General features: G+C 64.1%; 17 protein-coding genes. 7 read left to right on the top strand and 10 right to left on the bottom strand.

The features are described from left to right. Nucleotides 1-12: 12 nt before the first annotated feature. The 10 genes from PspR32_RS24565 to tssA form a co-directional block, all read right to left on the bottom strand. Entirely contained in the window at nucleotides 13-447 is a 435-nt protein-coding gene (locus PspR32_RS24565; RefSeq protein ID WP_010221269.1) for a DcrB-related protein, read from the bottom strand. A gap of 15 nt (nucleotides 448-462) precedes the next feature. After that, on the bottom strand, nucleotides 463-2,406 hold the full coding sequence (locus PspR32_RS24560) for a type VI secretion system Vgr family protein (RefSeq protein WP_010221270.1): 1,944 nt from the start codon (nucleotides 2,404-2,406) through the stop codon (nucleotides 463-465). 23 nt (nucleotides 2,407-2,429) lie between these two features. Then, a complete protein-coding gene (gene tssH / locus PspR32_RS24555; RefSeq protein WP_036994978.1) occupies nucleotides 2,430-5,108 on the bottom strand; it encodes a type VI secretion system ATPase TssH in 2,679 nt (892 codons plus the stop codon). After that, nucleotides 5,101-6,153 (bottom strand): type VI secretion system baseplate subunit TssG, encoded by a 1,053-nt coding sequence (tssG, locus tag PspR32_RS24550; RefSeq protein WP_010221272.1) that lies wholly within the window; start codon nucleotides 6,151-6,153, stop codon nucleotides 5,101-5,103. Before tssG ends, tssH begins: the two co-directional genes overlap by 8 nt. Next, nucleotides 6,117-7,976 (bottom strand): type VI secretion system baseplate subunit TssF, encoded by a 1,860-nt coding sequence (gene tssF, locus PspR32_RS24545; RefSeq protein WP_159389287.1) that lies wholly within the window; start codon nucleotides 7,974-7,976, stop codon nucleotides 6,117-6,119. The genes tssG and tssF overlap by 37 nt, the downstream gene beginning before the upstream one ends. Beyond that, nucleotides 7,973-8,488: a type VI secretion system baseplate subunit TssE gene (gene tssE / locus PspR32_RS24540; protein ID WP_010221274.1), complete on the bottom strand. Its 516-nt coding sequence runs from the start codon at nucleotides 8,486-8,488 to the stop codon at nucleotides 7,973-7,975. The genes tssF and tssE overlap by 4 nt, the downstream gene beginning before the upstream one ends. Before the next feature lie 102 nt (nucleotides 8,489-8,590). Next, nucleotides 8,591-9,079, bottom strand: coding sequence for an Hcp family type VI secretion system effector (locus PspR32_RS24535; protein WP_010221275.1), 489 nt, complete (start codon nucleotides 9,077-9,079; stop codon nucleotides 8,591-8,593). Between the two features lie 79 nt (nucleotides 9,080-9,158). Next, nucleotides 9,159-10,652 (bottom strand): type VI secretion system contractile sheath large subunit, encoded by a 1,494-nt coding sequence (gene tssC / locus PspR32_RS24530; RefSeq protein ID WP_010221276.1) that lies wholly within the window; start codon nucleotides 10,650-10,652, stop codon nucleotides 9,159-9,161. Nucleotides 10,653-10,667: 15 nt separating this feature from the next. Further along, nucleotides 10,668-11,183, bottom strand: a complete 516-nt coding sequence (gene tssB / locus PspR32_RS24525; protein WP_010221277.1) for a type VI secretion system contractile sheath small subunit — start codon at nucleotides 11,181-11,183, stop codon at nucleotides 10,668-10,670. Nucleotides 11,184-11,278: 95 nt separating this feature from the next. Beyond that, on the bottom strand, nucleotides 11,279-12,313 hold the full coding sequence (tssA, locus tag PspR32_RS24520; RefSeq protein ID WP_159389286.1) for a type VI secretion system protein TssA: 1,035 nt from the start codon (nucleotides 12,311-12,313) through the stop codon (nucleotides 11,279-11,281). A 392-nt stretch (nucleotides 12,314-12,705) separates the two neighbouring features. Between tssA and tagH the strand changes: the two genes are divergently transcribed. Genes tagH through PspR32_RS24485 form a run of 7 tightly spaced genes read left to right on the top strand, consistent with a single transcriptional unit; the run spans nucleotide 12,706 to nucleotide 22,129 of the window. Then, a complete protein-coding gene (tagH, locus tag PspR32_RS24515; protein WP_159389285.1) occupies nucleotides 12,706-14,058 on the top strand; it encodes a type VI secretion system-associated FHA domain protein TagH in 1,353 nt (450 codons plus the stop codon). A 36-nt stretch (nucleotides 14,059-14,094) separates the two neighbouring features. Further along, nucleotides 14,095-14,592: a type VI secretion system lipoprotein TssJ gene (tssJ, locus tag PspR32_RS24510; protein WP_026001200.1), complete on the top strand. Its 498-nt coding sequence runs from the start codon at nucleotides 14,095-14,097 to the stop codon at nucleotides 14,590-14,592. Nucleotides 14,593-14,607: 15 nt separating this feature from the next. Then, nucleotides 14,608-15,942 carry a type VI secretion system baseplate subunit TssK gene (gene tssK, locus PspR32_RS24505; protein ID WP_010221281.1) on the top strand — a complete coding sequence of 445 codons (1,335 nt, stop codon included), beginning with the start codon at nucleotides 14,608-14,610 and terminating at the stop codon, nucleotides 15,940-15,942. Nucleotides 15,943-15,948: 6 nt separating this feature from the next. Further along, complete coding sequence (locus PspR32_RS24500) at nucleotides 15,949-17,259, top strand: DotU family type VI secretion system protein (protein WP_010221282.1); 1,311 nt, start codon at nucleotides 15,949-15,951, stop codon at nucleotides 17,257-17,259. Further along, nucleotides 17,256-20,759, top strand: a complete 3,504-nt coding sequence (gene tssM / locus PspR32_RS24495; protein WP_010221283.1) for a type VI secretion system membrane subunit TssM — start codon at nucleotides 17,256-17,258, stop codon at nucleotides 20,757-20,759. Before PspR32_RS24500 ends, tssM begins: the two co-directional genes overlap by 4 nt. Next, complete coding sequence (gene tagF / locus PspR32_RS24490) at nucleotides 20,759-21,409, top strand: type VI secretion system-associated protein TagF (protein WP_010221284.1); 651 nt, start codon at nucleotides 20,759-20,761, stop codon at nucleotides 21,407-21,409. Before tssM ends, tagF begins: the two co-directional genes overlap by 1 nt. After that, nucleotides 21,410-22,129 carry a PP2C family protein-serine/threonine phosphatase gene (locus PspR32_RS24485; protein ID WP_010221285.1) on the top strand — a complete coding sequence of 240 codons (720 nt, stop codon included), beginning with the start codon at nucleotides 21,410-21,412 and terminating at the stop codon, nucleotides 22,127-22,129. Nucleotides 22,130-22,132: the final 3 nt, after the last annotated feature.

The raw sequence follows: 22,132 nt of genomic DNA, 5'->3' as shown, positions 1-22,132 counted from the left end.
GCAGGGTGCTCATCAGCTCAGGGCGTCGAAGTTCAGTGATTGCTTGATCGCCGTCCAGTGCGATGCCTCGGCATCACCCAGCGGCTGGGCCTTGACGTAGCTCAGGGCGAACATCTTGCGGGTGCCCGGCAACACCAGGGCCAGTTGGTACTGGAACACCTTCTCGCTGCCCTTGCTGAACTGGCTGCGCAGTTCGATGCCGTCCACCGATTGGTCGGCGCCCAGGCGTACAGCCTGGCCCGGTTGGAAACGTAGATCCTTGACCTGCTGCTGCAGGCGTTCGAGCTGGCCGTCGAAGTTGCTTTGCAGGGTTTCACCGTCGGCCAACAGGCTGCGGCTGACAATCAGCGAGGTCCCCAGGTTGGCAAAGCGCAGGATGTTGATGCTGGTGTCCTGCACCTCTTCATCGGGCAGGGCGAACTGGAATTCATTCAGGCGATAGGTCATGACGCGCAAATCTCGTTATTGGCTGGCTTTGGGCTTGGGGAAGATCGCTTCCACGGCGCCATCGATGGTGCCTTTTACACCTTGCCCATCCGGGGTGGCGCCGGGGCCGCCGCCGATGTTCAGGTCCAGGGTGCCGCCAGTGTTGAACTGGGCATTACCTTCGGCATTGAAGTTGAACTGCACGCCGGTGAGGTTGATCTGGCCGCTGGCATTGAGCTCGAGGATGCTCTTGCCGCACACCAGGCGCAGGTTCTCGCCGACCTCGATCAGGTAGCTGCGGCTGATGCTGTCGGTCTTGGTCGAGCCCACCAGCAGGATGTCGTCGCGCTTGACCGCGCGAATTCGGTCTTCGCCGATGGTCGCCACTTCACTGAAGTCCACTACCTTGTTGCGGTTGTGGCCCACCCAGTGGCTCTCATCGTTCTCGACTTCGATGTCCTGGTTGCGCTCGGCATGGATGTACAGCTGCTCGGCGCCCTTCTTGTCCTCCATGCGGATTTCGTTGAAGTTGGCTGGCGTGCCGCCTTTGCTCGAACGGCTTTTCATCCCGCTCTGGGTAGCGTTGGCCGGCAGGTCGTAGGGCACGGTCTGCTCGGCGTTGTACACCCGGCCGGTGATGATCGGCCGGTCCGGATCACCTTCAAGAAAGCTGACGATCACTTCCTGGCCGATCCGCGGGATCTGCATCGAGCCCCAGTTCTTGCCGGCCCAGGCCTGGGATACGCGGATCCAGCACGAACTGTTTTCGTTGGACTGGTCATGGCGATCCCAGTAGAAATGCACCTTGACCCGGCCATACTGGTCGGTCCAGATCTCTTCACCGGCCGGGCCGACCACGATGGCGGTCTGCGGGCCCCTGACCTGCGGGCGCAGGGTGCTGGCCAGGGGGCGGAAGCTCTGCTGCGCATCAATGCAACTGAGGTTGCTTTCGAACTGCGCGTTGCCACCACCGCCACCGGTTTCCAGGCGTTCCTGGACGACGTAGTAGCGGGCACCGACGATCAGGTACTCGCGGTTCTGGTCCTGACGGCTGAAGCCGCTCATGCTGAACAGGTTGCCCGCTGCCAGGCCCCGGGCGTTGCCACGCAGCTCGATGCGTTCATGCAGGCTTTGCAGCGCCTCGATACGGGTGCGGGCGTAATGCTCGCCGTCTTCGCTCTGTACATAGGTGCCGGGGTAGTCGTATAGCGGGTAATCGCCAGCGGTGTGCGGGCGCGGCATTTCCGAGCGCACGTCGATGCGCGCACTGGGGCGCTGGAAGTCGTAGTCGTTGAGCTCCAGCGAGCCAGACTGCACCTCCTGGGCCAGGTGCCAGTCATTGAGGTGGTCGCGCTCGCGATGCTGGCCATCGGGCGGAAAATACGGCACCGACTCGTAGCCCGGTACCACCTGATGGGCGCCATAGGCATCGGCCAGGACCAGCACGTGACGGTCTTTCTCGTGGCGGAAGTAGTAGTAGATGCCTTCCTGCTCCATCAGGCGGCTGACGAAGTCGAAGCTGGTCTCGCGGTACTGCACGCAGTATTCCCACTCGCGATAGGGCCGGCTGAGGCTGTCTTCGAAATCGGAAAAACCCAGGTCGCGAAACACCTGCTTGATAATCTGCGGGATGCTCTGGTTCTGGAAGATGCGGCAATCGGAGGTCTTGCTCAACAACCACAGCCACGGCCGCAGGGTCACCCGGTAACTGGCGAATTGGCCGCGGTCGATGCTCTGGCTGCAGCGCGCGACGATGCCGTGAAAATACCGCGAGCGGCCCAGCTCCAGCTGCAGGCTCAAGCTCATCGGCTTGCCCAGCAGTTGGTTGAGGTCGATGGCCGAATTGTCCGAGGTCAGCTGCAACTCGTAGTCGAACAGCCGCCCCAGCTCTTCGCCGCCGCCCATTTCCGCCAGGATCAGCGCATCAGGGCCCAGGGGGCTGTTGATTTGCGCCAGTCGGGTGAATTGCTTGAATAGCATCGTTTATCTCGTGAAACGCGCCATCACGGCGCGTCGCTGAAGTGGTAGTGCAGGTCGTTGTCGCGGCGGCTGATGCTCACCCCGGCCAGGGCCTTGCCTTCGAGCATGCGGGTGAGGAACTCGCGGCTCATGTCCGGCAACAGGCTGTTGGTCAGGATCGCGTCGATCATCCGTCCGCCGCTTTCGGTCTCGCTGCAGCGCGAGACGATCAGCTCGACCACCTCGTCGTCGTAGTCGAAGGCGACCTTGTGGGTGCCTTGCACACGCTTGCGGATGCGTTCGAGCTGCAGGCGGGTGATGGCCTTGAGCATCTCGTCGCTGAGCGGGTAGTAGGGGATGGTCACCAGGCGTCCGAGCAACGCTGGCGGGAAGATCTCCAGCAGCGGTTGGCGCAGGGCAGTCGCGATGGCGTCGGGTTCCGGGATGTTTTGCGGGTCCTTGCACACCTGGGAAATCAGCTCGGTCCCGGCGTTGGTGGTGAGCAGGATCAGGGTGTTCTTGAAGTCGATCAGCCGGCCTTCGCCATCCTCCATCACGCCCTTGTCGAAGACCTGGAAGAAGATCTCGTGCACATCCGGGTGGGCTTTTTCCACCTCGTCCAGCAGCACCACGCTGTAGGGCTTGCGCCGGACCGCCTCGGTCAGCACGCCGCCTTCGCCATAGCCGACATAGCCAGGCGGGGCGCCCTTGAGGGTCGAGACGGTATGGGCTTCCTGGAACTCGCTCATGTTGATGGTGATGACGTTCTGCTCGCCGCCGTACATGGCTTCGGCCAGGGCCAGGGCGGTTTCGGTCTTGCCCACCCCGGAAGTGCCGGCGAGCATGAACACGCCGATCGGCTTGTTGGGGTTGTCGAGGCCGGCGCGCGAGGTCTGGATGCGTTTGGCGATCATCTGCAGGGCATGGTCCTGGCCGATGATGCGCTTGGCCAGGTGCTGGTCGAGCTTGAGCACGGTTTCCAGCTCGTTGCGAGCCATGCGCCCGACCGGGATGCCGGTCCAGTCGGCAACCACCGAGGCCACCGCCTGGTAGTCGACGGTCGGCAGGATCAGCGGGGTTTCACCTTGCAGGTCGCTCAGGCGCTGTTGCAGGTCGATGAGCTTCTCGCGCAGCTCATGGCTCTGTTCGCTGCCCGTGTCGCGGTCGACCACGCCGACGTTTTCGCGCAGTTGCGCACGGGTGGCCAGCAGTTCGTCGACCAGGGCTTTTTCTTCGGCCCAGCGGCTTTCCAGCTCGGCCAGGCGCTCGCGCTCGGCCGCCAGCAAGGTTTCAGACTGTTGCTGGCGGTTGCCGATGGCGATACCGATGGCCAGTTCGCGGGCGATGATCTGCAGCTCGGTTTCCAGCGCTTCGATGCGTCGGCGGCTGTCATCCACTTCGGCCGGCACAGCGTGCAGGCTGATGGCGACGCGGGCGCAGGCGGTGTCGAGCAGGCTGACGGATTTGTCCGGCAGCTGGCGCGCCGGGATGTAGCGGTGGGAGAGTTTGACCGAGGCTTCCAGGGCTTCATCGAGGATCTGCACCTGGTGGTGCTGCTCCATGGTTGAGGCCACGCCGCGCATCATCAGCAGCGCCTTGTCTTCGCTCGGCTCGGCGACCTGCACCACCTGGAAGCGGCGGGTCAGGGCCGGGTCTTTCTCGATGTGCTTCTTGTATTCGGCCCAGGTGGTGGCGGCCACGGTACGCAGGCTGCCGCGGGCCAGGGCTGGCTTGAGCAGGTTGGCGGCATCGCCGGTACCGGCAGCGCCACCGGCACCGACCAGGGTGTGGGCTTCGTCAATGAACAGAATGATCGGTTTCGGCGAGGCCTGAACGTCCTCGATGACCTGGCGCAGGCGCTGCTCGAACTCGCCTTTCATGCTCGCCCCGGCTTGCAACAGGCCGACATCCAGGCTGCGCAGTTCGACGTCCTTGAGCGATGGCGGGACATCGCCGGCGACGATACGCAGGGCAAAACCCTCGACCACTGCGGTTTTGCCCACACCGGCTTCACCGGTGAGGATCGGGTTGTTTTGCCGGCGACGCATGAGAATATCCACCAACTGGCGGATCTCTTCATCACGGCCGACGATCGGGTCGAGCTTGCCGCTGCGTGCCTGCTCGGTGAGGTCGACGGTAAAGCGCTTGAGCGCTTCCTGTTTGCCCAGGGCGCTGGGCGCCATGGCACCGCTGGCTTCGCCCGGCACGGCGCCGGCATTGAAACCGTCGCTGGCGCTCAGGGCGTTTTCCGGCGAATCGCCGACATACTCGTCAAAGCGCTCGCTGAGGGCTTCGACCTTGATCTTGGCAAACTCCGACGACAGGCCGAGCAAGGCATTGCGCAGGCTCGGCGTCTTGAGGATGCCGAGCACCAGGTAGCCGGTGCGCACCTGGCTTTCGCCGAACATCAGGCTGCCATACACCCAGCCACGCTCGACGGCTTCTTCGACGTGGGAGGACAGATCGGTGATCGAAGTCGAGCCGCGGGGCAGGCGGTCCAGGGCATCGGTCAGCTCGCGGGCCAGGCGCGCAGGCTCAAGGTTGAACTGGCGGATGATGCGGTGCAGGTCCGAGTCCTGCAGTTGCAGCAGTTGGTGAAACCAGTGGGCCAGTTCCACATAGGGATTGCCCCGCAACTTGCAGAACACCGTGGCGGCCTCGATGGCCTTGTAAGCGACGCTGTTGAGTTTGCCGAACAGCGCGGCGCGGCTGATTTCACCCATGTTCCGGACTCCTTGTGGATTGCGATGCGGTCGCCTGCTCGGCGTAGTACCGAGCCAGTGTCAGGTCGCTGGCATCGTGTTGCGGGCGGCCGAGCCAGGTATCGAAACCCAGGCGTCGGCCGGTGTTGAGTTGCAGGGCGGGTATCTCGTCCTGCTGCAGGATCAGCTTCAGGTCCCAGTCAAGCTCGTGCCCCTGGTGCTCGGCGACCCAGGCCACCAGTTCAGCAAAGGCACTGCCGTCGGGCAGCAGCGCCAGGTAGTGCTCGAGGCTCAGCGGCCCCAGGCAGATGCGAAATTTATGCTGGCGATCCCAGACATGACTGCCCAGGCATACATCCATGCCCAACTGGTTGGCGCTTGCGCCCAGGCGGCTACGCTCGGGCAGTTGCAGCCATTGGCCGACATACTCCTCGATGCTCACCGGCACGCCGAAATACGCCCCGAGAATGCCGCGCAAACCATCCGGATAGCGGGTCTGGGCGGCGAGGTGTCCGCTGTAATGCAGCTTGGCGGTGTCCGGCAACGGGCCCTGGTCGCGCAGTGCCGGGGTGCCGCGGCCGCTGAGGGCGGCCAGGCGCGCGGCCCAGTAGTCGTCAGCGGGGCGGTCATGGCTGACGGTTGGCCGTGCTTCGGCCCAGGCCCGGTAGAACAGGCTCAGCAGGCGGTGATGGAACACGTCGAGAAAACGCTTGCTGGTGCTGTCGGCGTTGTTGCGCTGACGTTCGCGCATGTATTCGGTCAGGTGCAGCGGCAGCGGTCCGTTAGGGCCGCCCAGACCAAAGAAGAACTGCTCCAGGCGCGCCGGGCCCTGTTCTGTGGCAGGGGTCAGCGATGCCAGGGTTGCCGGTGCGAAAGCGCAGTCGAGCTGTTGGCCGAGGCGAATCGGCTCATCGGCCAGACGCAGGGAATGGCCGAAGCGCGGCAATTGCGGCGACTCGCACTCCAGTCGGCGCAGGGCCTGGAAGAAATCGTAGTTCCAGGGTTCGGCCTGCATCTCGCTGAGGATGTTCACAGGGTCGGACGGCGTCCGGGCTTGGCTTTCCATCGCATGATCTCGCCGCGTTCGGTGGTACGAAGCACCGTCTCGGTAAAGCTGTTGATCGACACGTAACGTGCCAGGAAGCGCTCGAACACTGCACCGAGGAGGAACACTCCAGTGCCGCGGAAAGCGTTTTCATCGAATTCCAGGGTGATCTCCAGGCCACGGCCAAACACGATCGGCCCGGGCATCGGCAGCCGCCGCGTGCAGGCTTTGCTGCTGACTTCGCGCAGGCCGTCGATCTGCAATTGCAGGGCGGCGTCATGGCTGTCGCCGTAGAGGCGCAGCAGCTCGCGCAGGGCGGCGGCGCCCTGGCCCTGTTCGGTCAGCGACAGGTAGTTCAGCGACAGCTGGCTGATCAATCGCCAGGCCTTGTTGTCATGGGCGTGGCTGGCGCGTGGTCGGCTTGGCCCGGCCAGGCAGCGAATGGCGGCTACCGGGGCGCTGTCGGCCAGGGTGAAATCACTGCGGCCATCACCGACATTCATGAACAGCGGCAGATCGCGGTTGGTGCACAGGGCGCTGACGCCCAGTTGGCGCAGGTCGTGGCGGTAAGGCGCCTGCTGGCCATCGACCAGGCTGATGAAGGTTTCGCTGCCCATATAGGTCGAACGGGTGCCGTTGCGGCGCTGCTCGCTGGAGAGCATGCGCGGCTCGCGGCGCACGATGTAATACGCCTGGTCACGGCCATAGCGGGACGGGTCGCGCACGGCATAGAAGGGCAGGAAACCCTGGTCGGGGCCGGTGCCATGACCGGTCACGCTGCTCAGCGAATGGATCTCGAAATCCGTCGGCCGGGTGCGGTCGGCGATGACATGGTGTTCGTTGACCCGGTTGCTCAGGTGGATGCGGTCGACCCGGCGCGGGAACAGGTTGATCGCCGGGGTGCAGAAGGGCACGAACTGCTCGACGCCGACGCTGCCTTCCAGGGTCTGGTCGAAGCGCTCGAACAGCACGATCAGCTCCAGCTCCTGACCGTCGCAACGTTTGACTGCGCGCTCCAGTTCGGCGAATTCGACGAACAGGAAACGCTGCGGCAGGGCGAAGTATTCCTGTAGCAGGCGGTAACCCTGGAATGCCTGCGGGACCACGGGCAGGGCTGCTTCGCGGTCATCGAAGCCGCAAGGGCGCAGGGCCGAGGGCGCAATTCGCTCGACCCAGTCGCTGCCAGGCTGGCGCGCAAACACGGCACAGGCGTTGCCCAGCAGTTGCTCGTACAGGCGAAACGGCAGTTCATCGGCTCCGTTCAGGTACAGCGGCAGGCTGCTGAGATCGAGCGCGTTGAACGGCAGCTCGGCGCCGGTACGCAAGGTAATGCGCAACCCGGCGCGGGCTTTCGGTTCACTGGCGGCAAGGCGCCCGAGGCTGGCCGCCGGATTGCCGAAGTATTCGGCCTGGGTTACCTGCAGTGGCCACAGGGTGACCGGGTGGGCACTGCGAAACTCACACGGTGTCTGCGAATCGCGGCCAAGGGTGGCACGCAACACACTGCCACGGGGCAGGGTGAAGCCAGCACTGAGCGAGCCTTCGTCGGGATCGGCCTGCATCTGCACCACGGTCATCGACGGTGTCGGTGCCAGGTAGTGCGGGTAGGCAATCTCCAGCAGGTTGTGGGTGAAGGTCGGGTACTCGGCGTCGAGCTTGAGTTGCACCCGTGCGGTCAGGTAGGCAAAGCCTTCGAGCAGGCGTTCGACATAGGGGTCGGCGCAGTCGATACCGGACAGGGTCAGGCGCCCGGCGATTTTCGGGTATTCCCTGGCGAACTCGGCGGCGCTTTCGCGGATGTGTTGCAGCTCCTGGTTGTACAGCTCGAGCAGGCGCGGGTTCATGGACGTCTCCGGCGCTCGGCAGGGGCGACCCGGACATGCCCGGACTCCAGGTCCAGATCGGTGCGCAGCAGTAACGGCAGTGCCGCTGGCTGGGCCCACAGATCGCCTTCAATCTCGAAACTCAGGGCGTTGTGGTTCATTTCCCCTGGTGCGACCTGGGCGCGAACCCGCAGGCTGCTGCGCAGGATGCGCGGTTCGAAAGTGGCAATGGCCTGGTAAATGATGCTCTCCAGTGCGCTGATATCAATGTTCGAGGCGCTGTTACCGGCCAGTGCCGGCAGGCCATAGTTGACTACCGAGTTGCCGGCCTGGGTGTTGAGCGTGGCGGCAGCATCGAGCAGTGAGGTGGTATTGAGCAGCCAGGTGAGATCGCGCAGAACCGAGGCCTTGAGCTGGTTCAGCGACAGCACGCGTTTGTCGTTGGCTTCTTGCAGGTTGCCGGGCTCGTCGTCGGTCAGACGATCGAGCAGCGAAGGCTGCAGGCGGTCACGTGCAGCGATTTCGGCTACCAAGGGGCGGCTCCGGTGGTGGGATTCAAGATTGCGTTGGCCTTATCGCGGGGCAAGCCCGCCCCTACACGGTGGGTTTGTCCAGCGATAAGGGCGACGCGCATGTCAGATCTTGACGTTCTGGCGCACGTTCCAGCCGTACTTGACCGGGCCGCCGTCTTTGGTGCCGTCAGCTTTCTGCGGCTGGTAATCGACCGTGACCTTGGCGAAGTTCAGGGTGACGTTTTCGGTCAGGCGATCATCGCTGCCCGAACCACCGGTGCTCAGCGAGCTGATCAGCACCTCTTCGAGGTTGATGACCAGGTACTCGACCTGGCTTTCGCCACCGGCCTTGCGCACGGTCAGCTTGACCTTGTCGATGTGCTTGCCGCTGGAGCAATGCATCATCAGGTTGGGGCTGGATTTGTCGACGTACTTGGTCAGCGACAGGTCCTGGATGTTGACCTTGCCGGCGCCACCGCCACCGCCCATGTGCATGTTGCCGGACTGGGACATGCCCCAGTTCCAGTTCAGCACATCGATCTCGTCCTTGTGGGCCTTGTCCATGGACTCGCCCTTGATGTCGCCGATCTTGATGAAAATATCAACTGCCATGTTGTCTCCAGAGTGTGGCATCTACCACATTGTTTTCAGTGCACGCCCCGCATTGCGGGGCGCTTCAGCGAGCCAGGGCTCAGGCGCCCTTGGCCGATGGCAACTTCGATACCAGGCGCAGCGACACGGTCAGCCCTTCAAGCTGGTAGTGCGGACGCAGGTAGAAACGCGAGTTGTAGTAGCCCGGGTTGCCTTCGACTTCTTCGACCACCACTTCAGCCGCTGCCAGCGGGTGCTGGGCCTTGGTGGTCTCGGTGGAGTGGGCCGGATCGCCATCGACGTAGTTGAGGATCCAGTCCTGCAACCAGCGCTGCATCTCGTCCTTCTCTTTGAACGAGCCGATCTTGTCGCGCACGATGCACTTCAGGTAATGGGCGAAGCGGCAGGTGGCGAACAGGTACGGCAGGCGCGCCGCCAGGTTGGCGTTGGCGGTGGCGTCCGGGTCGTCGTATTCGGCAGGCTTTTGCAGCGACTGGGCGCCAATGAACGCGGCGAAGTCGGTGTTCTTCTTGTGCAGCAGGGGCATGAAGCCGTTCTTCGCCAGTTCCGCTTCACGGCGATCGGAGATGGCGATTTCGGTCGGGCACTTCATGTCCACGCCACCGTCATCGGTGGGGAAGGTGTGCGCCGGCAGGTTCTGCACTTCGCCACCGGACTCGACGCCGCGAATCCGCGAGCACCAGCCGTAGTACTTGAACGAACGGTTGATGTTCACCGCCATGGCGTAGGCGGCGTTGGCCCAGGTGTACTTGGCGCTGTCGGCGCCGTCGGTGTCTTCTTCGAAGGCGAAGGCTTCCACCGGGTCGGTCTTGGCGCCATACGGCAGGCGGGCGAGGAAGCGCGGCATGGTCAGGCCGATGTAGCGTGAGTCTTCCGATTCACGCAGCGAGCGCCAGCCGGCGTACTCGGGGGTGGTGAAGATCTTGGTCAGGTCGCGCGGGTTCGACAGTTCCTGCCACGAGCCCATGCCCATCACGGTCGGCGAGGCCGCAGCGATGAATGGCGAGTGCATGGCGGCACACACTTTGGACAGCTCGCCGAGCAGCTCGACGTCCGGTGGCGACTGGTCGAAGTAGTAATCGCCGACCAGGCAGCCGTAAGGTTCGCCGCCGAACTGGCCGTATTCCTCTTCGTACATCTTCTTGAACAGCGGGCTCTGGTCCCAGGCCGTGCCCTTGAATTTCTTCAGGGTCTTGTGCAGATCGGGCTTGGAGATGTTGAGCACGCGGATTTTCAGCTGCTCGTCGCTCTCGGTGTTGTTGACCAGGTAGTGCAGGCCACGCCAGGCGCTTTCCAGCTTCTGGAACTCGGGGTGGTGGATGACCTGGTTGACCTGGGCGGTGAGCTTGGCGTCGATGGCGGCAATGATCGATTCGATCGACTTGATCGCATCATTGGACACCAGGTCGGTTTGCGCCAGGGCCTGTTCGGCCAGGGTGCGCACCGCAGTTTCGACCGCTTCGCGGGCGCGCTCGGTCTTGGGTTTGAATTCTTGCAGCAACAGCGAGGCGAACTCGCTGGCTTGCTCGGTGGCAGCTGGCTGGGCCTGGGTATCACGCATCGGATCGGTCATGAGGCTTTGTCCTGATTAAGCGTTCGGCTCGGCATCCTGGGGCTTTGGCGCACTGGCCAAGGCCTGGAGCAGGGCCGGATCCTTGATGGCTTTCATGATGATTTCTTCGGCGCCGGTCTTGCCGTCCATGTAGGTCAGCAGGTTGGCCAGTTGGGTCCGCGCTTCGAGCAGCTGGTTCAGCGAGTCGACCTTGCGCGCTACGGCGGCAGGGCTGAAGTCGTCCATGCTCTCGAAGGTGATGTCCAGGCTCAGGTTGCCTTCCCCGGTGAGTTCGTTGGGGACGTGGAAGGCTACCCGTGGCTGCATGGCCTTGAGGCGCGAGTCGAAGTTGTCGACGTCGATTTCCAGGAACTTGCGTTCGGCCACCGGCGCCAGCGGCTCGGCGGGCTTACCTGCGAGGTCAGCCATGACGCCCATGACGAAAGGCAGCTGGACCTTCTTTTCGGCGCCGTAGAGCTCGACGTCATACTCGATCTGCACCCGCGGCGCGCGATTGCGCGCAATGAATTTCTGAGAACTGGGGTTCGCCACGTTGTTCCTCCTGGTCGCAGGTGCGACGGTATTGGCGTCATCGATCGTTGCCGGTAACGGTGTTGCGTAATTGCGTTGGGCCTGGCCCGCAGGCCTCAGTCGGTCTCCGGCCCGCGCAGGGTTTCGAACTGCGACAGGCCATCGGGGATCAGGTCGCGGACGATCGCGGCGAAATCGGCATTCACCAGATTTTTCGCGCGATTCAACAGCACCGGCAACGGGCTCGAGGGCTCGTGACGGGCGTAATACTTGAGAATTCGGTCAAGGCTGCGCAGCACCTCGTCGCGGCTGGCGATATCCGCTGAGGCACGGGCAACAGGGGCTGCGGGAACGGCGCTGTCGAGAGGCGGCGGATTGTCGGCAACCGTGCTGATTTCGGCTGCGGTGTCGTTGGCGGCTTGCTCGCCTGCCGGCGCCTGTTCGGCGAGGATCTGTGCAGCCTGGCGCAACGGTTGCTTGAGGGCGCCGAGATCAATACCGCTGGCCGAGCCGACCTGCTCGTTGACGTACTGCTCGATTGCCTCGGCGGCTTCGCGGGCTTGCTGCAGGGCCTCGCGGGTGGCCTGCAGTTGGTCGGCATCGCTGTCGCGCAGGGCGCCGCCGAGCTCGTCGGCGTTGAGCGTCTCGCTGGCAAAGTGCTGCAGGCCACTGGCGTGCAGGGCCGCGCGCAGGCTGACCGGGCCGAATGCACGGGAGCGGGTCAGCAGGCTTTCACGCAGCAGGGCGATGTTGGTCTCGCAGACCAGACCTGCGAGGGCGTTGATGCGTACCGTCGGGTCGTTGTCGTCATCGGCGTCGAGTTGCGGGTGCACCTGTGGCCAGTACTGGCGCAGCAGCTCGTTGATCAGTTGCAGGGTGCTGGCCAGGCCGGCAATACCGTGCAGGGCCAGGGCACTCTGCAAGAGGAAATGCGTGACCCGAAGGTCCTTGCTGCGTTGCAGCAGGGCCATGCAGGACTGTTCGATCTGCCGCCACTGGGGAGGCTCGGCAGGCTGGATGGCATCACCCATGACACGCTCGGGCTTGCCTTGGGCATCACGCTCCAATTGCAGGAAGTCCGGGTCGTATTCAAGGTCGTCGCCGCAGGGGAAGTTCTCCGAAACGGCAGCGAGCAAATGCGCTGAGTTCACCAGATATCGATCTCCGTATCGTCCCGTGGTGGGGGTAGCTAATGTGCGCAAGTTAATTTTGTGACAGAGCGCACATATTTTGCTGAGTTATCCTTAGTTGATATCAAAGTGATATCACACTCGTTCAGCAAGTTGCGCATTTTTGGTTTATTTCCAATTGGCTGTCAAGGTAAGCTATCGGCCCACCGTGACCTGAGTGCTGGGCCAAACAGGGTTTTTGACTTGTTGGTCAGGGCGGCGGTGGATGTCATTTGAAACTGACATGGTTCGGCTAGAAACTGCCGAAAATCGGATATTCAGTAGAGTTTTTCAGGGATTGGAAGCGAATCGCTTTTCTGTGTCAGGCCTGCAGCGGGCCAGCAGACGGTTCGGGATGTGGCTAAGGAGGCGTGATGTCGCTGAGTCTGACTATTACCAGTTATCACAAGATTACCCCTGGCCAATGTCCTGAAAAGTTCATCGAATCAGGCGCCATCAGCATCGGACGTGGCTCTGATAATGATTGGGTATTGCCCGATCCGGAGCGTCTGGTCTCTTCGCAACATTGTGTCATTCAATATAAAGATGGCCGCTACTACCTGACTGATAACAGCACAAACGGTGTCGAGTTAATTCACGCCGGTATTCGCTTGCGCCGCGGTAATAGCGAGCCCTTGATGGATGGCGAAATCATCCGTATTGGCGAGTACGAGATCCAGGCGCGGATTGATTCGAGCTTCAAGGTAGGGGATGGCAATCCGATCGGCGGCGATGCCAGCAATAGTTTCGAAGCGTTGATGGCTAACCAGGCTAGCCCTGCGCCTGTCCTTTCTCACGCAGGCACACCGGCGCTCGTGCACGGTGCGTCAAGCAGCGACACCCTGCCGGACCTGTTTGATTTTCTCGCGCCGGCAAGCATTGCGCCGGTAACCCAGCCTGACCATGTACCTGCCCAGCAGCATGACTTTCGTCCGCCCGCGCCGATCGTCCCTGTGGCGGTGCCGGCCCCGGCGAGCCCTGGGGTGATTCCCGCAGATTGGGACCTGTTTGCCGAGCCTTCAGCACCTGCACCTGCACCTGCTCCCGCTCCCGCTCCCGCTCCCGCACCGACGCCTGTCGCGACCGCAGCGCCTGCGCCGGTGGCCGTCGTCGAGGCCCCGGCCCAGCCTGCCGAATCAGCAGCGCTGGTCCAGGCTTTCCTGCGCGGGGCAGGCCTTGAGCAACTGCGTATCGACAGCGCGCAGGTCGAGGCGCAGATGGAGGCCCTTGGCCGCAGTTACCGCTTGATGGTCGAGGGCTTGATCGACGTATTGCGTGCGCGCAGCAGCCTCAAGGGCGAATTCCGCATGCAGCAGACCATGATCCGCCCGGCGGAGAACAACCCGCTCAAGTTTGCTCCGAATGCCGATGAAGCGTTGCTGTTACTGCTGCGTCACGGCAATCACGCCTTCATGGCGCCGGACCAGGCAGTACGTGACAGCTTCGATGACCTGCGTGCTCACCAGTTGGCAGTGATGGCGGGTGTCGAGGCCGCCATCAAGCACCTGCTCGCGCGTTTCGAACCGGCCCAGCTGGAGTCGCGGTTAGGTGAGCCAGCCGGCTTGTCGAAGCTGTTCGCAGGCTCCCGCCAGGCCCAGTACTGGCAGCAGTTCACCGAGCTGTACAGCAAGATTTCCCGGGAAGCCGAAGACGACTTCCAGGACCTGTTCGGGCGCGAATTCAGCCGCGCCTATGAGGAGCACAGCGCGCGTCTGCAGCGCTCCTGAAACAAACGGAAAGTGCCACGTCATTGAGGACGCAGGATGATTCGAACAATGCTGATGGCAGCGGTAACCGCACTGCTGCTCAGTGGTTGTAGCAAGGATGAAGTTGCAGTACCGGCCCAGCCCGAGGTGGCAGGGCCGACCAGCGTCACCTTGTACTTCAGTGCCGCCGCCGGGCTCAACCCGGGCGCCAACGGCCAGGCCGCGCCCGTGCGCGTGCGAATCTACGAGCTGAAGAACAGCGCCAACTTCAATCGCGCCGATTACTTCGCGCTGGCCGATCGGGCCCCCGCGACCCTGGGCGCCGACCTGGTCGATCAGGATGAAGTACTGGTGCAGCCCGGTGAGCAGTTGCGCATCGAGCGTCCACTGAGCCCGACGACCCGCCAGATTGGCCTGGTGGTCGGCTACCGCGAAGTTGACCAGGCGCAGTGGCGCAGCCTGCTACCGGTGCCGCCGCTGGACTACCAGGTCAGCCTCGATGTTCGTGCTGTACGCAGCGCTGCTCATTCCTCCCCAACCAGTACCGCCCAATAGGCGATCGGAGAAGCCATGTCCTGGAACAATCGTGTGGTCTGGTCGGAAGGCATGTTCCTCGGAACCCAGCATTTTCAACAGCATGACCGCTATCTCGAAAACCTGATCGATGCCCGCAGCCGGCCGCTGTCGGCAGGCGCCTGGGGCTTCTCCGAGCTGCTGATCGACCAGGGCCTGCTGGCTCAGGGCAAGCTGGCCATCATCTCGGCCCGCGGCCTGCTCCCGGACGGTACGCCGTTCAATATCCCCCAGGACGACCTGGCGCCAAGCCCGCTGAACATCGACGACAACCTGCGCGATGGCCTGGTGTACCTGGCATTGCCGCTCAAGCGCGCTGGCGCCCGCGACACGGTCGACGAAGGTGAGGCCCCGGGCGGTGCGCGTTATGTCAGCCGGGTGGCGGAGGTGCGCGATGACAACGCACCGTTCGAGAACCGCGCGCCGGTGGCCCTCGGTTCCCGGGCCTTGCGCCTGATCACCGCCGAAGAAGGCCTGAGCGACTATGCCGCGCTGGGCCTGGTGCGCATCAAGGAAAAACGCGCCGACCGTGCTTTGGTCCTGGATGACAGCTACATCGCGCCGGTGCTGGATGTGTCGGCGAGCAAGAGCCTGTCGGCGTTTCGCAGCGAACTGCTGGGCCTGCTGCACCAACGTGGCGAGGCCCTGGCCGGGCGGGTGGTGGCCTCGGGCGCGGGTGGTGCTTCGGAGATCGCGGATTTCATGCTTCTGCAACTGGTCAACCGCGCCCAACCGCTGGTTGAGCACCTCAGCCAGTTGAGCCCGCTGCACCCGGAGCGCCTGTACAGCGAGCTGGTCAGCCTGGCCGGTGAGTTCGCCACGTTTTGTGCAAGCAACCGCCGCCCGGGTGAGTTCCCGGTGTATCAGCATGATGACCTGGCAGCGAGTTTCGCCCCGGTCATGCAGGCGCTGCGCGAAGCCCTGTCGATGCTGATCGACAGCAAGGCCACGCCAATCCCGATCGTCGAGAAGGCCTACGGTATCCACGTGGCCATGCTTGCCGACCGCAGCCTGCTCGACAACGCCAGCTTCATCCTCGTGGTGCGTGCCGATGTGCCGAGCGAAACCCTGCGCGGGCGTTTCGCCCAGCAGAGCAAGATCGGTGCGGTCGAACATATCCGCGACCTGGTCAACCTGCAGCTCCCGGGCATCGGCCTGCTGCCGTTGCCGGTGGCGCCACGACAGATCCCGTTCCATGCCGGTTCCACCTACTACGAACTCGATCGCGGTAGCGAGCATTGGCAGCAACTGCAGAACGCCGGCGGCTTTGCCTTCTATGTTGCTGGCGAGTTCCCGGGCTTGAACCTGGCTTTCTGGGCCATCCGAGGATAAGCCGCGATGCAGCCTAACGACCCATCGGCACCACCGGCCAACGACCGCACCCAGTTCATGCCGCGCCCCGGTGGCCGTGGCCCGCAAGCCGGTACGCCGGAGCCGGCCGTGCCGCCGTCGATGCCGGCGCAGCCGTTGCCCGGTGGCCAGGCGCTTGGCCTGAACCCGCTGGAAAGCGCCGCCGGGCCATTGCTGGCGTTGCTGACCCGCTTGCGCAGCACCATTGCCCATCCGGCCCCGGCCAGCCTGCGTGCGCAGTTGCTGGCCTACCTGCGCCAGTTCGAAGAGCGCGCCGAAGCCGCCGGTGTGGCGCGTAACGAAGTGCTGCTGGCCCGTTACGCCCTGTGTACCGCCCTCGATGAAGCCGTACTGAGCACGCCCTGGGGCAGTGGCAGTGACTGGGGCAAGCAGAGTTTGCTGATCACTGTGCACAACGAAGCCTGGGGCGGCGAGAAGGTTTTCCAGTTGCTTGAGCACTGCCTGCAGAGCCCGCGCGAACGCCTGTATCTGCTGGAGTTGCTGTACCTGTGCATGTGCCTGGGCTTCGAAGGCCGCTATCGGGTCATGAACGGCGGTCGTGCCCAGCTTGACGCCTTGCGTGAGCGTACTGCGGCCGCCATTCGCAGCGCCCGTGGCGAGTTCGAGCGCGAGCTGTCGCCGCACTGGCGCGGGGTCAGCGTCACGCGTGATCGACTGTCGCAGTTCATGCCGCCCTGGGTTGGCCTGGCCATTGCCCTGGCGTTGTTGCTGGCGCTGCTGTTCGCCCTGCGCTTCATGCTCGCGGCCGACGCCGAACCGGTGTTCAAGAACATTCATGCCCTGGGCGAGATCCCGGTGCAGGCCATCGACCGCCCGGTGACCCAGCCCAAGCCAGTGGAACGCCCGCGCCTGGCGGGTTTCCTGGCCAGCGATATCAAGGCCGGGCGGGTCAGTGTCGAAGACGCCGTCGACCGCTCGGTGGTGACCATCCGCGGCGACGAGTTGTTCGCTTCGGCCAGTACCAGTATCAACGACAGCTTGCAGCCACTGATGCTGCGCATCGCCGACGCCATTGGCCAGGTCAAGGGCCAGGTGCGGATCACCGGCCACAGTGACAACCGGCCAATTGCAACCTTGCGCTTCCCGTCCAACTGGGCGCTGTCCCAGGCCCGTGCCGAGCAGGTTCAGCAGATTCTGGCAGCCAAGACCGGCCAGCCCGCACGCTTTAGCGCGCAGGGCCTGAGCGACACTGAACCACTGGCACCGAACAGCACGGCCGAAGGCCGGGCAAAGAACCGCCGGGTTGAAATCACTGTATTGGCGGAGGGGGTCGAGTGAAGGCGTTTTTCGGTTTTGTCGTTCGCTGGGTGATCCCGCTGCTGGGCTTGATCGCCCTGAGCCTGATCATCTGGTTCATCGGCCCGCTGTGGGACGTGCTGGTCCCGGCGGGGCGCCGCTGGGCCCTGATCGCGCTGCTGTTTGCGGCGTGGATCGGTTATCGCCTGTGGCGCTTCATCCAGGCCCGCCGCCAGGCGGCAGAAGTCATGCGCAGCCTGGCCGCAGAAACCGCCCCGGACCCTGCCAGCGTTGCCACCGCTGAAGAACTGGCCACCCTGCGCCAGCGCATGGACGAGGCCCTGGCACTGCTGAAAAAGGCCCGTCTTGGCGGTGATGAGCGGCGCAATCTGTATGAGCTGCCGTGGTACGTGATCATCGGCCCGCCGGGCTCGGGCAAGACCACCGCACTGGTCAACTCCGGCCTGCATTTTCCGCTCGCGGCGCAGCTTGGCGCCGGGGCGATTCGCGGCGTTGGCGGCACCCGCAACTGCGACTGGTGGTTTACCGACCAGGCTGTGCTGCTGGATACCGCTGGGCGCTACACCACCCAGGACAGCCATGCCCAGGTCGACAAGGCGGCCTGGCTGGGTTTCCTTGACCTGCTGAAGAAGCAGCGCGCGCGCCGGCCGATCGACGGCGCCTTCATCGCCATCAGTCTGTCCGACCTGCTGCTGGGCAGCGACGCGGAACGTGCCGCCCATGCGGCGGCCATTCGCTCGCGTATCCAGGAGCTGTACAGCCAGCTGGGCGTGCGCTTTCCGATCTACCTGATGCTGACCAAGCTCGACCTGGTGCCGGGCTTCATGGAGTTCTTCGACACGCTGAGCAAGGAAGAGCGCGCCCAGGTGTGGGGCATGACCTTTGCCCTGGACGACGACCAGTCGGCCGAAGGGCCGCTGGCGCAGTTCCAGAGCGAGTTTGCCGGCCTTGAGCAGCGCCTCAACGCACGCTTGGTCGAACGCCTGCAGCAGGAGCGGGATCCGGCGCGGCGCGATCTGGTCTACGGCTTTGTCCAGCAGTTCGCCGCCTTGCGTTCGAATCTGCAGAGCTTCCTCGACGGCGTGTTCAAGCCCAATGCCTATGAAGAGCGCGCACTGTTGCGTGGCGTGTACTTCACCAGCGGCACCCAGGAAGGCAGCCCGATCGACCGCCTGATCGGCGCCATGGCCCAAAGCATGGGCCTGGACCGTCAGCACCTGGCGCGCCAGAGCGGCAGCGGGCGCAGCTATTTCATCGAAAAACTGTTCAACGCCGTGGCCTTTGCCGAGCGCGGCCTGGTCGGGGTCAACCCGAAGGTCGAGCGCCGGCGCAAATGGCTGGCCCGTGGCGCACTTGCTGCCAGCATTGCCCTGGTAGTGCTGGTCGGCACCTTGTGGGCGGTGAGCTATCGCGCCAACCAGGCCTACATTGCCCAGGTCGAACACAAGCTCGCGCCCCTGGGGCAAACTTTGCAAACCCTGAGCCCGGCCCAGCGTGATGTGTTGGCAGTGCTGCCGCTGCTCAATGCCGTGCGTCACCTGGCCGAAGATCCGCCCAGCTGGGCCGAGGGCCTGGGGCTGTACCAGGGCGACATGCTTGAGGCCGAATCGGCCAGCGTCTACCGCAAGTTGCTGATTGCCGTGTTCGCCCCGCGCCTGGTCACCCGCATCGAAGAGCAACTGCACAGTGGCGGCGGTTCGGACTTCCTCTACGAAGGCCTCAAGGCTTACCTGATGCTGGCCGATGGCGAGCATTACGACCCGGACTTCATCAAGGCCTGGGTCACCCTCGACTGGGAGCAAAGCCTGCCCCGTGACTTGGCCCCAGAGCAGCGTGCTGCGCTGGGTGAGCACCTGCAGGCGCTGTTTGCAAAACGGCCGCCGAATGCACGCCTGGATGCCAACCTGATCGAAGACTTGCGTCGCCAACTGCAGCAACTGCCGGTGGCCCAGCGCGTCTATGACCGGGTCAAGCGCCAGAAGCTGCCAGACGGCGTCAGCGATTTTCGCCTGAGCGAAGCCGCTGGCCGCGATGCTGCGCTGGTGTTCAGCCGCAAGAGCGGCAAGCCGTTGGGCGAGCCATTGAGCGGGCTGTTCACCGTCGAGGGGTATCGCAAGGCGTTCCTCGCTACCAGTCTGCAGCACAGCAACACCCTGGCCGAAGAGCGCTGGGTGCTGGGCCGCGAACAAGCCGATGAAGGCGATGTCAGCAGCCTGGCCGCCGACGTGCGCCGCCTGTACTTCGCCGACTACATCCGCCACTGGGACGCGCTGCTGGCCGATATCGACTTCGTGCCGATCACCAGCGTGGCCCAGGCTGCCGATGTATTGCGGGTGATTTCCGGGCCGACTTCGCCGCTGAAAAAACTGCTTGGCGCAGTCGCCAAGGAAACCAACCTGCAACAGCAGGACCCGCTTGCCGCCGCCCAGGCCAAGGCTGGCGAAGCCGGTGTCGATCAGCTCAAGCAACGCCTGGGCAACCTGCTGGGCCAGGATGCACCGGCAGATAGCCGCCAGGCGCAGCAAACTGAAGACCCGGTCACCGCGCACTTTGCCGAACTGGCCAGCCTGGTCAGCAAGGGCGAGGGCGAGCCGGCAGCCATCGACGGCCTGCTCACCGACATGAACGCCTTGTACGTGCAGGTCAGCGCCATGGTCGGTGCCAGCGGCGATGCCTTGCTCGGCGAAGCCAAGAACCAGGCCACTGCCGCCGCCAACCGCGTCAGCCTCACCGCCCAACGCCAGCCGCCGATGGTTCAGGGCCTGGTCAAATCGGTGGTGACTTCGACCACCAACACCATGATGGGCGGCGTGCGCAACCAACTCAACGCCGCTTGGGTCAGCGAGGTGGTCAACGTTTACCGCCAGTCCCTGAGCGGTCGTTACCCGTTGGCGCCGGGCAGCTCGAGGGACGCCACCCTGGATGACTTCGGCCAGTTTTTCGGCGTCGGCGGGGTGATGGACAGCTATTTCCGCAAATACCTGCAGCCGTACGTCGATACCTCGACCAACCCCTGGCGCTGGCAGCCGGGCGCGGCGCAGAAGCTTGGCATCGGCCCTGGCGTGCTGCACACCTTCCAGCGCTCGGCCGCGATTCGGGATGCGTTCTTCCGCTCTGGCGGCCTGCAGCCGACCGTGCGCTTCGAGCTCAAGCCGGTGGCCATGGACGCCTCGATCACCCAGTTCCTGCTTGATCTCGACGGCCAGCAGATCAGCTACGACCATGGCCCAAGCCGCCCGGTAGCGATGCAGTGGCCGAACCCCAACAGCATCGGCGTGGTGCGCCTGTCGATCATGCCGCCGTCTGCCACGGGCCGTTCAGGGTTGACCCTGGAAGGGCCGTGGGCCTGGTTCCGCCTGCTCGACCAGTCGGACCTGGTGGCTGGCAACGGCCCGGATCGTTTCAGCCTGCGCCTGCGCGTCGATGGTGCCAGCGTGTCTTACGAGTTGCGTGCCAATAGCGCCTTCAACCCGTTCAAGAGCCGCGTGCTCAGCGGCTTCAGCCTGCCGGAGCGGCTGTGATGGATGGCGTTGGTTTCTACGGCAAGCTGGCCAGCCGCGGCGACTTTGTCAGCCGTGGCTTGCCGCACAGCTTTATCCAGCCCTGGGACCAGTGGCTGGCGGCGGGGCTGATGGCCAGCCAGCAGCAATTGGCCGAGCACTGGTTGCCGGCCTACCTGGTCAGCCCGCTGTGGCGCTTCGCCCTGGCGCCGGGGGTGTGCGGGCCGCAGGCTGTAGTGGGCGTGCTGATGCCCAGCATCGACCGGGTAGGGCGCTATTTCCCGCTTACCCTGGCCCAGGTTCTGCTGTCGGATGAGTCGCTGGCGGCCGTGGTCAGTGGCCCGGATGACTGGTTCGAGCGTTGTGAGGCGCAGCTGTTGGCAACCCTGGAGCCGCAAGCCACTTTCGAGGCGTTCGATGCGGCGGTGCAGGGCTGTGCCGTACCTCGCCTCAGTGTGGTTTCGAGCCCTGCGGTTGCTGGTTTGCAGCGCTTTGGCGCAGTGACCCCTGAGGCCCGCCAGGCAGCGTTGGCCGAAAGTGCCTGTGCCGGCATGAGCCTGTGGTGGGGGCGGGGATCGGAGCGTATCGAGGCGGGATTGTTACGCTGTGCCGGCTTGCCGCGCAGCGAGGATTTCGCCAGTTTTCTTTTGGGCAATGAGGCGGCGCGCTAGATGACGGCATTGCATTACACCGCAGCCAGCTACAGCCATGTCGGCATGGTGCGCAGCATCAACGAAGACGCCTGCCTGGACCTTGGCAGTGAAGGCCTGTGGGCGGTTGCCGATGGCATGGGCGGGCATGCAGCGGGCGATTACGTCAGTTGCCTGATCGTCGATACCTTGCGCCGGTTACCGTCCACGCCGTCCCTGGACGATTACGCGCAGGTGCTGCGCGGGAGGCTGTCGGCGGTCAATGCGGCGGTGCGCGAAGAAAGTGTCCGGCGTGGTGTGGCGATGATGGGCAGCACCCTGGTATTGCTGGCGGTGCGTGGTGATCAGGGCGTCTGCCTGTGGGCCGGCGACAGCCGCCTGTACCGCCTGCGCGATGGGCGCCTGGAAGGTATCTCCCGCGACCACAGTTATGTACAGGAACTGCAGGACAGCGGCCTGCTCAGCGAGGCTGAAGCACGGGTGCATCCGCGGGCCAATATCGTGACCCGGGCAATCGGCGTCGAGCCTGAGCTGGAGCTCGAAAGCGTGCCCCTGCACATCCTCCCCGGCGATACCTACCTGCTGTGCAGCGACGGCGTCAACAAGACCGTCGAAGACCATGAAATTCGCGAAGTGCTGGGCCACAGCGACCCCTATCAGGTGGTACGCAGCCTGGTGCACCTGGGCCTGACCCGGGGCGCCCCCGACAACATTACCGCCGTCGTCATCAAGGCCGGTTGAAGA

This window comes from Pseudomonas sp. R32 (genome assembly GCF_009866705.1).
Classification (GTDB): Bacteria; Pseudomonadota; Gammaproteobacteria; order Pseudomonadales; family Pseudomonadaceae; genus Aquipseudomonas; species Aquipseudomonas donghuensis.
The sequence above is the reverse complement of the archived record's forward strand: the minus strand, read 5'-3'. Positions and strand labels throughout refer to the sequence as shown.

What these genes read in the sequence shown, in the direction of transcription:
- PspR32_RS24565 (WP_010221269.1), bottom strand. Translation starts at nt 447, where the DNA reads ATGACCTATCGCCTGAATGAATTCCAGTTCGCCCTGCCCGATGAAGAG.
- PspR32_RS24560 (WP_010221270.1), bottom strand. Translation starts at nt 2,406, where the DNA reads ATGCTATTCAAGCAATTCACCCGACTGGCGCAAATCAACAGCCCCCTG.
- tssH (WP_036994978.1), bottom strand. Translation starts at nt 5,108, where the DNA reads ATGGGTGAAATCAGCCGCGCCGCGCTGTTCGGCAAACTCAACAGCGTC.
- tssG (WP_010221272.1), bottom strand. Translation starts at nt 6,153, where the DNA reads ATGGAAAGCCAAGCCCGGACGCCGTCCGACCCTGTGAACATCCTCAGC.
- tssF (WP_159389287.1), bottom strand. Translation starts at nt 7,976, where the DNA reads ATGAACCCGCGCCTGCTCGAGCTGTACAACCAGGAGCTGCAACACATC.
- PspR32_RS24535 (WP_010221275.1), bottom strand. Translation starts at nt 9,079, where the DNA reads ATGGCAGTTGATATTTTCATCAAGATCGGCGACATCAAGGGCGAGTCC.
- tssC (WP_010221276.1), bottom strand. Translation starts at nt 10,652, where the DNA reads ATGACCGATCCGATGCGTGATACCCAGGCCCAGCCAGCTGCCACCGAG.
- tagH (WP_159389285.1), top strand. Translation starts at nt 12,706, where the DNA reads ATGTCGCTGAGTCTGACTATTACCAGTTATCACAAGATTACCCCTGGC.
- tssJ (WP_026001200.1), top strand. Translation starts at nt 14,095, where the DNA reads ATGATTCGAACAATGCTGATGGCAGCGGTAACCGCACTGCTGCTCAGT.
- tssK (WP_010221281.1), top strand. Translation starts at nt 14,608, where the DNA reads ATGTCCTGGAACAATCGTGTGGTCTGGTCGGAAGGCATGTTCCTCGGA.
- PspR32_RS24500 (WP_010221282.1), top strand. Translation starts at nt 15,949, where the DNA reads ATGCAGCCTAACGACCCATCGGCACCACCGGCCAACGACCGCACCCAG.
- tagF (WP_010221284.1), top strand. Translation starts at nt 20,759, where the DNA reads ATGGATGGCGTTGGTTTCTACGGCAAGCTGGCCAGCCGCGGCGACTTT.
- PspR32_RS24485 (WP_010221285.1), top strand. Translation starts at nt 21,410, where the DNA reads ATGACGGCATTGCATTACACCGCAGCCAGCTACAGCCATGTCGGCATG.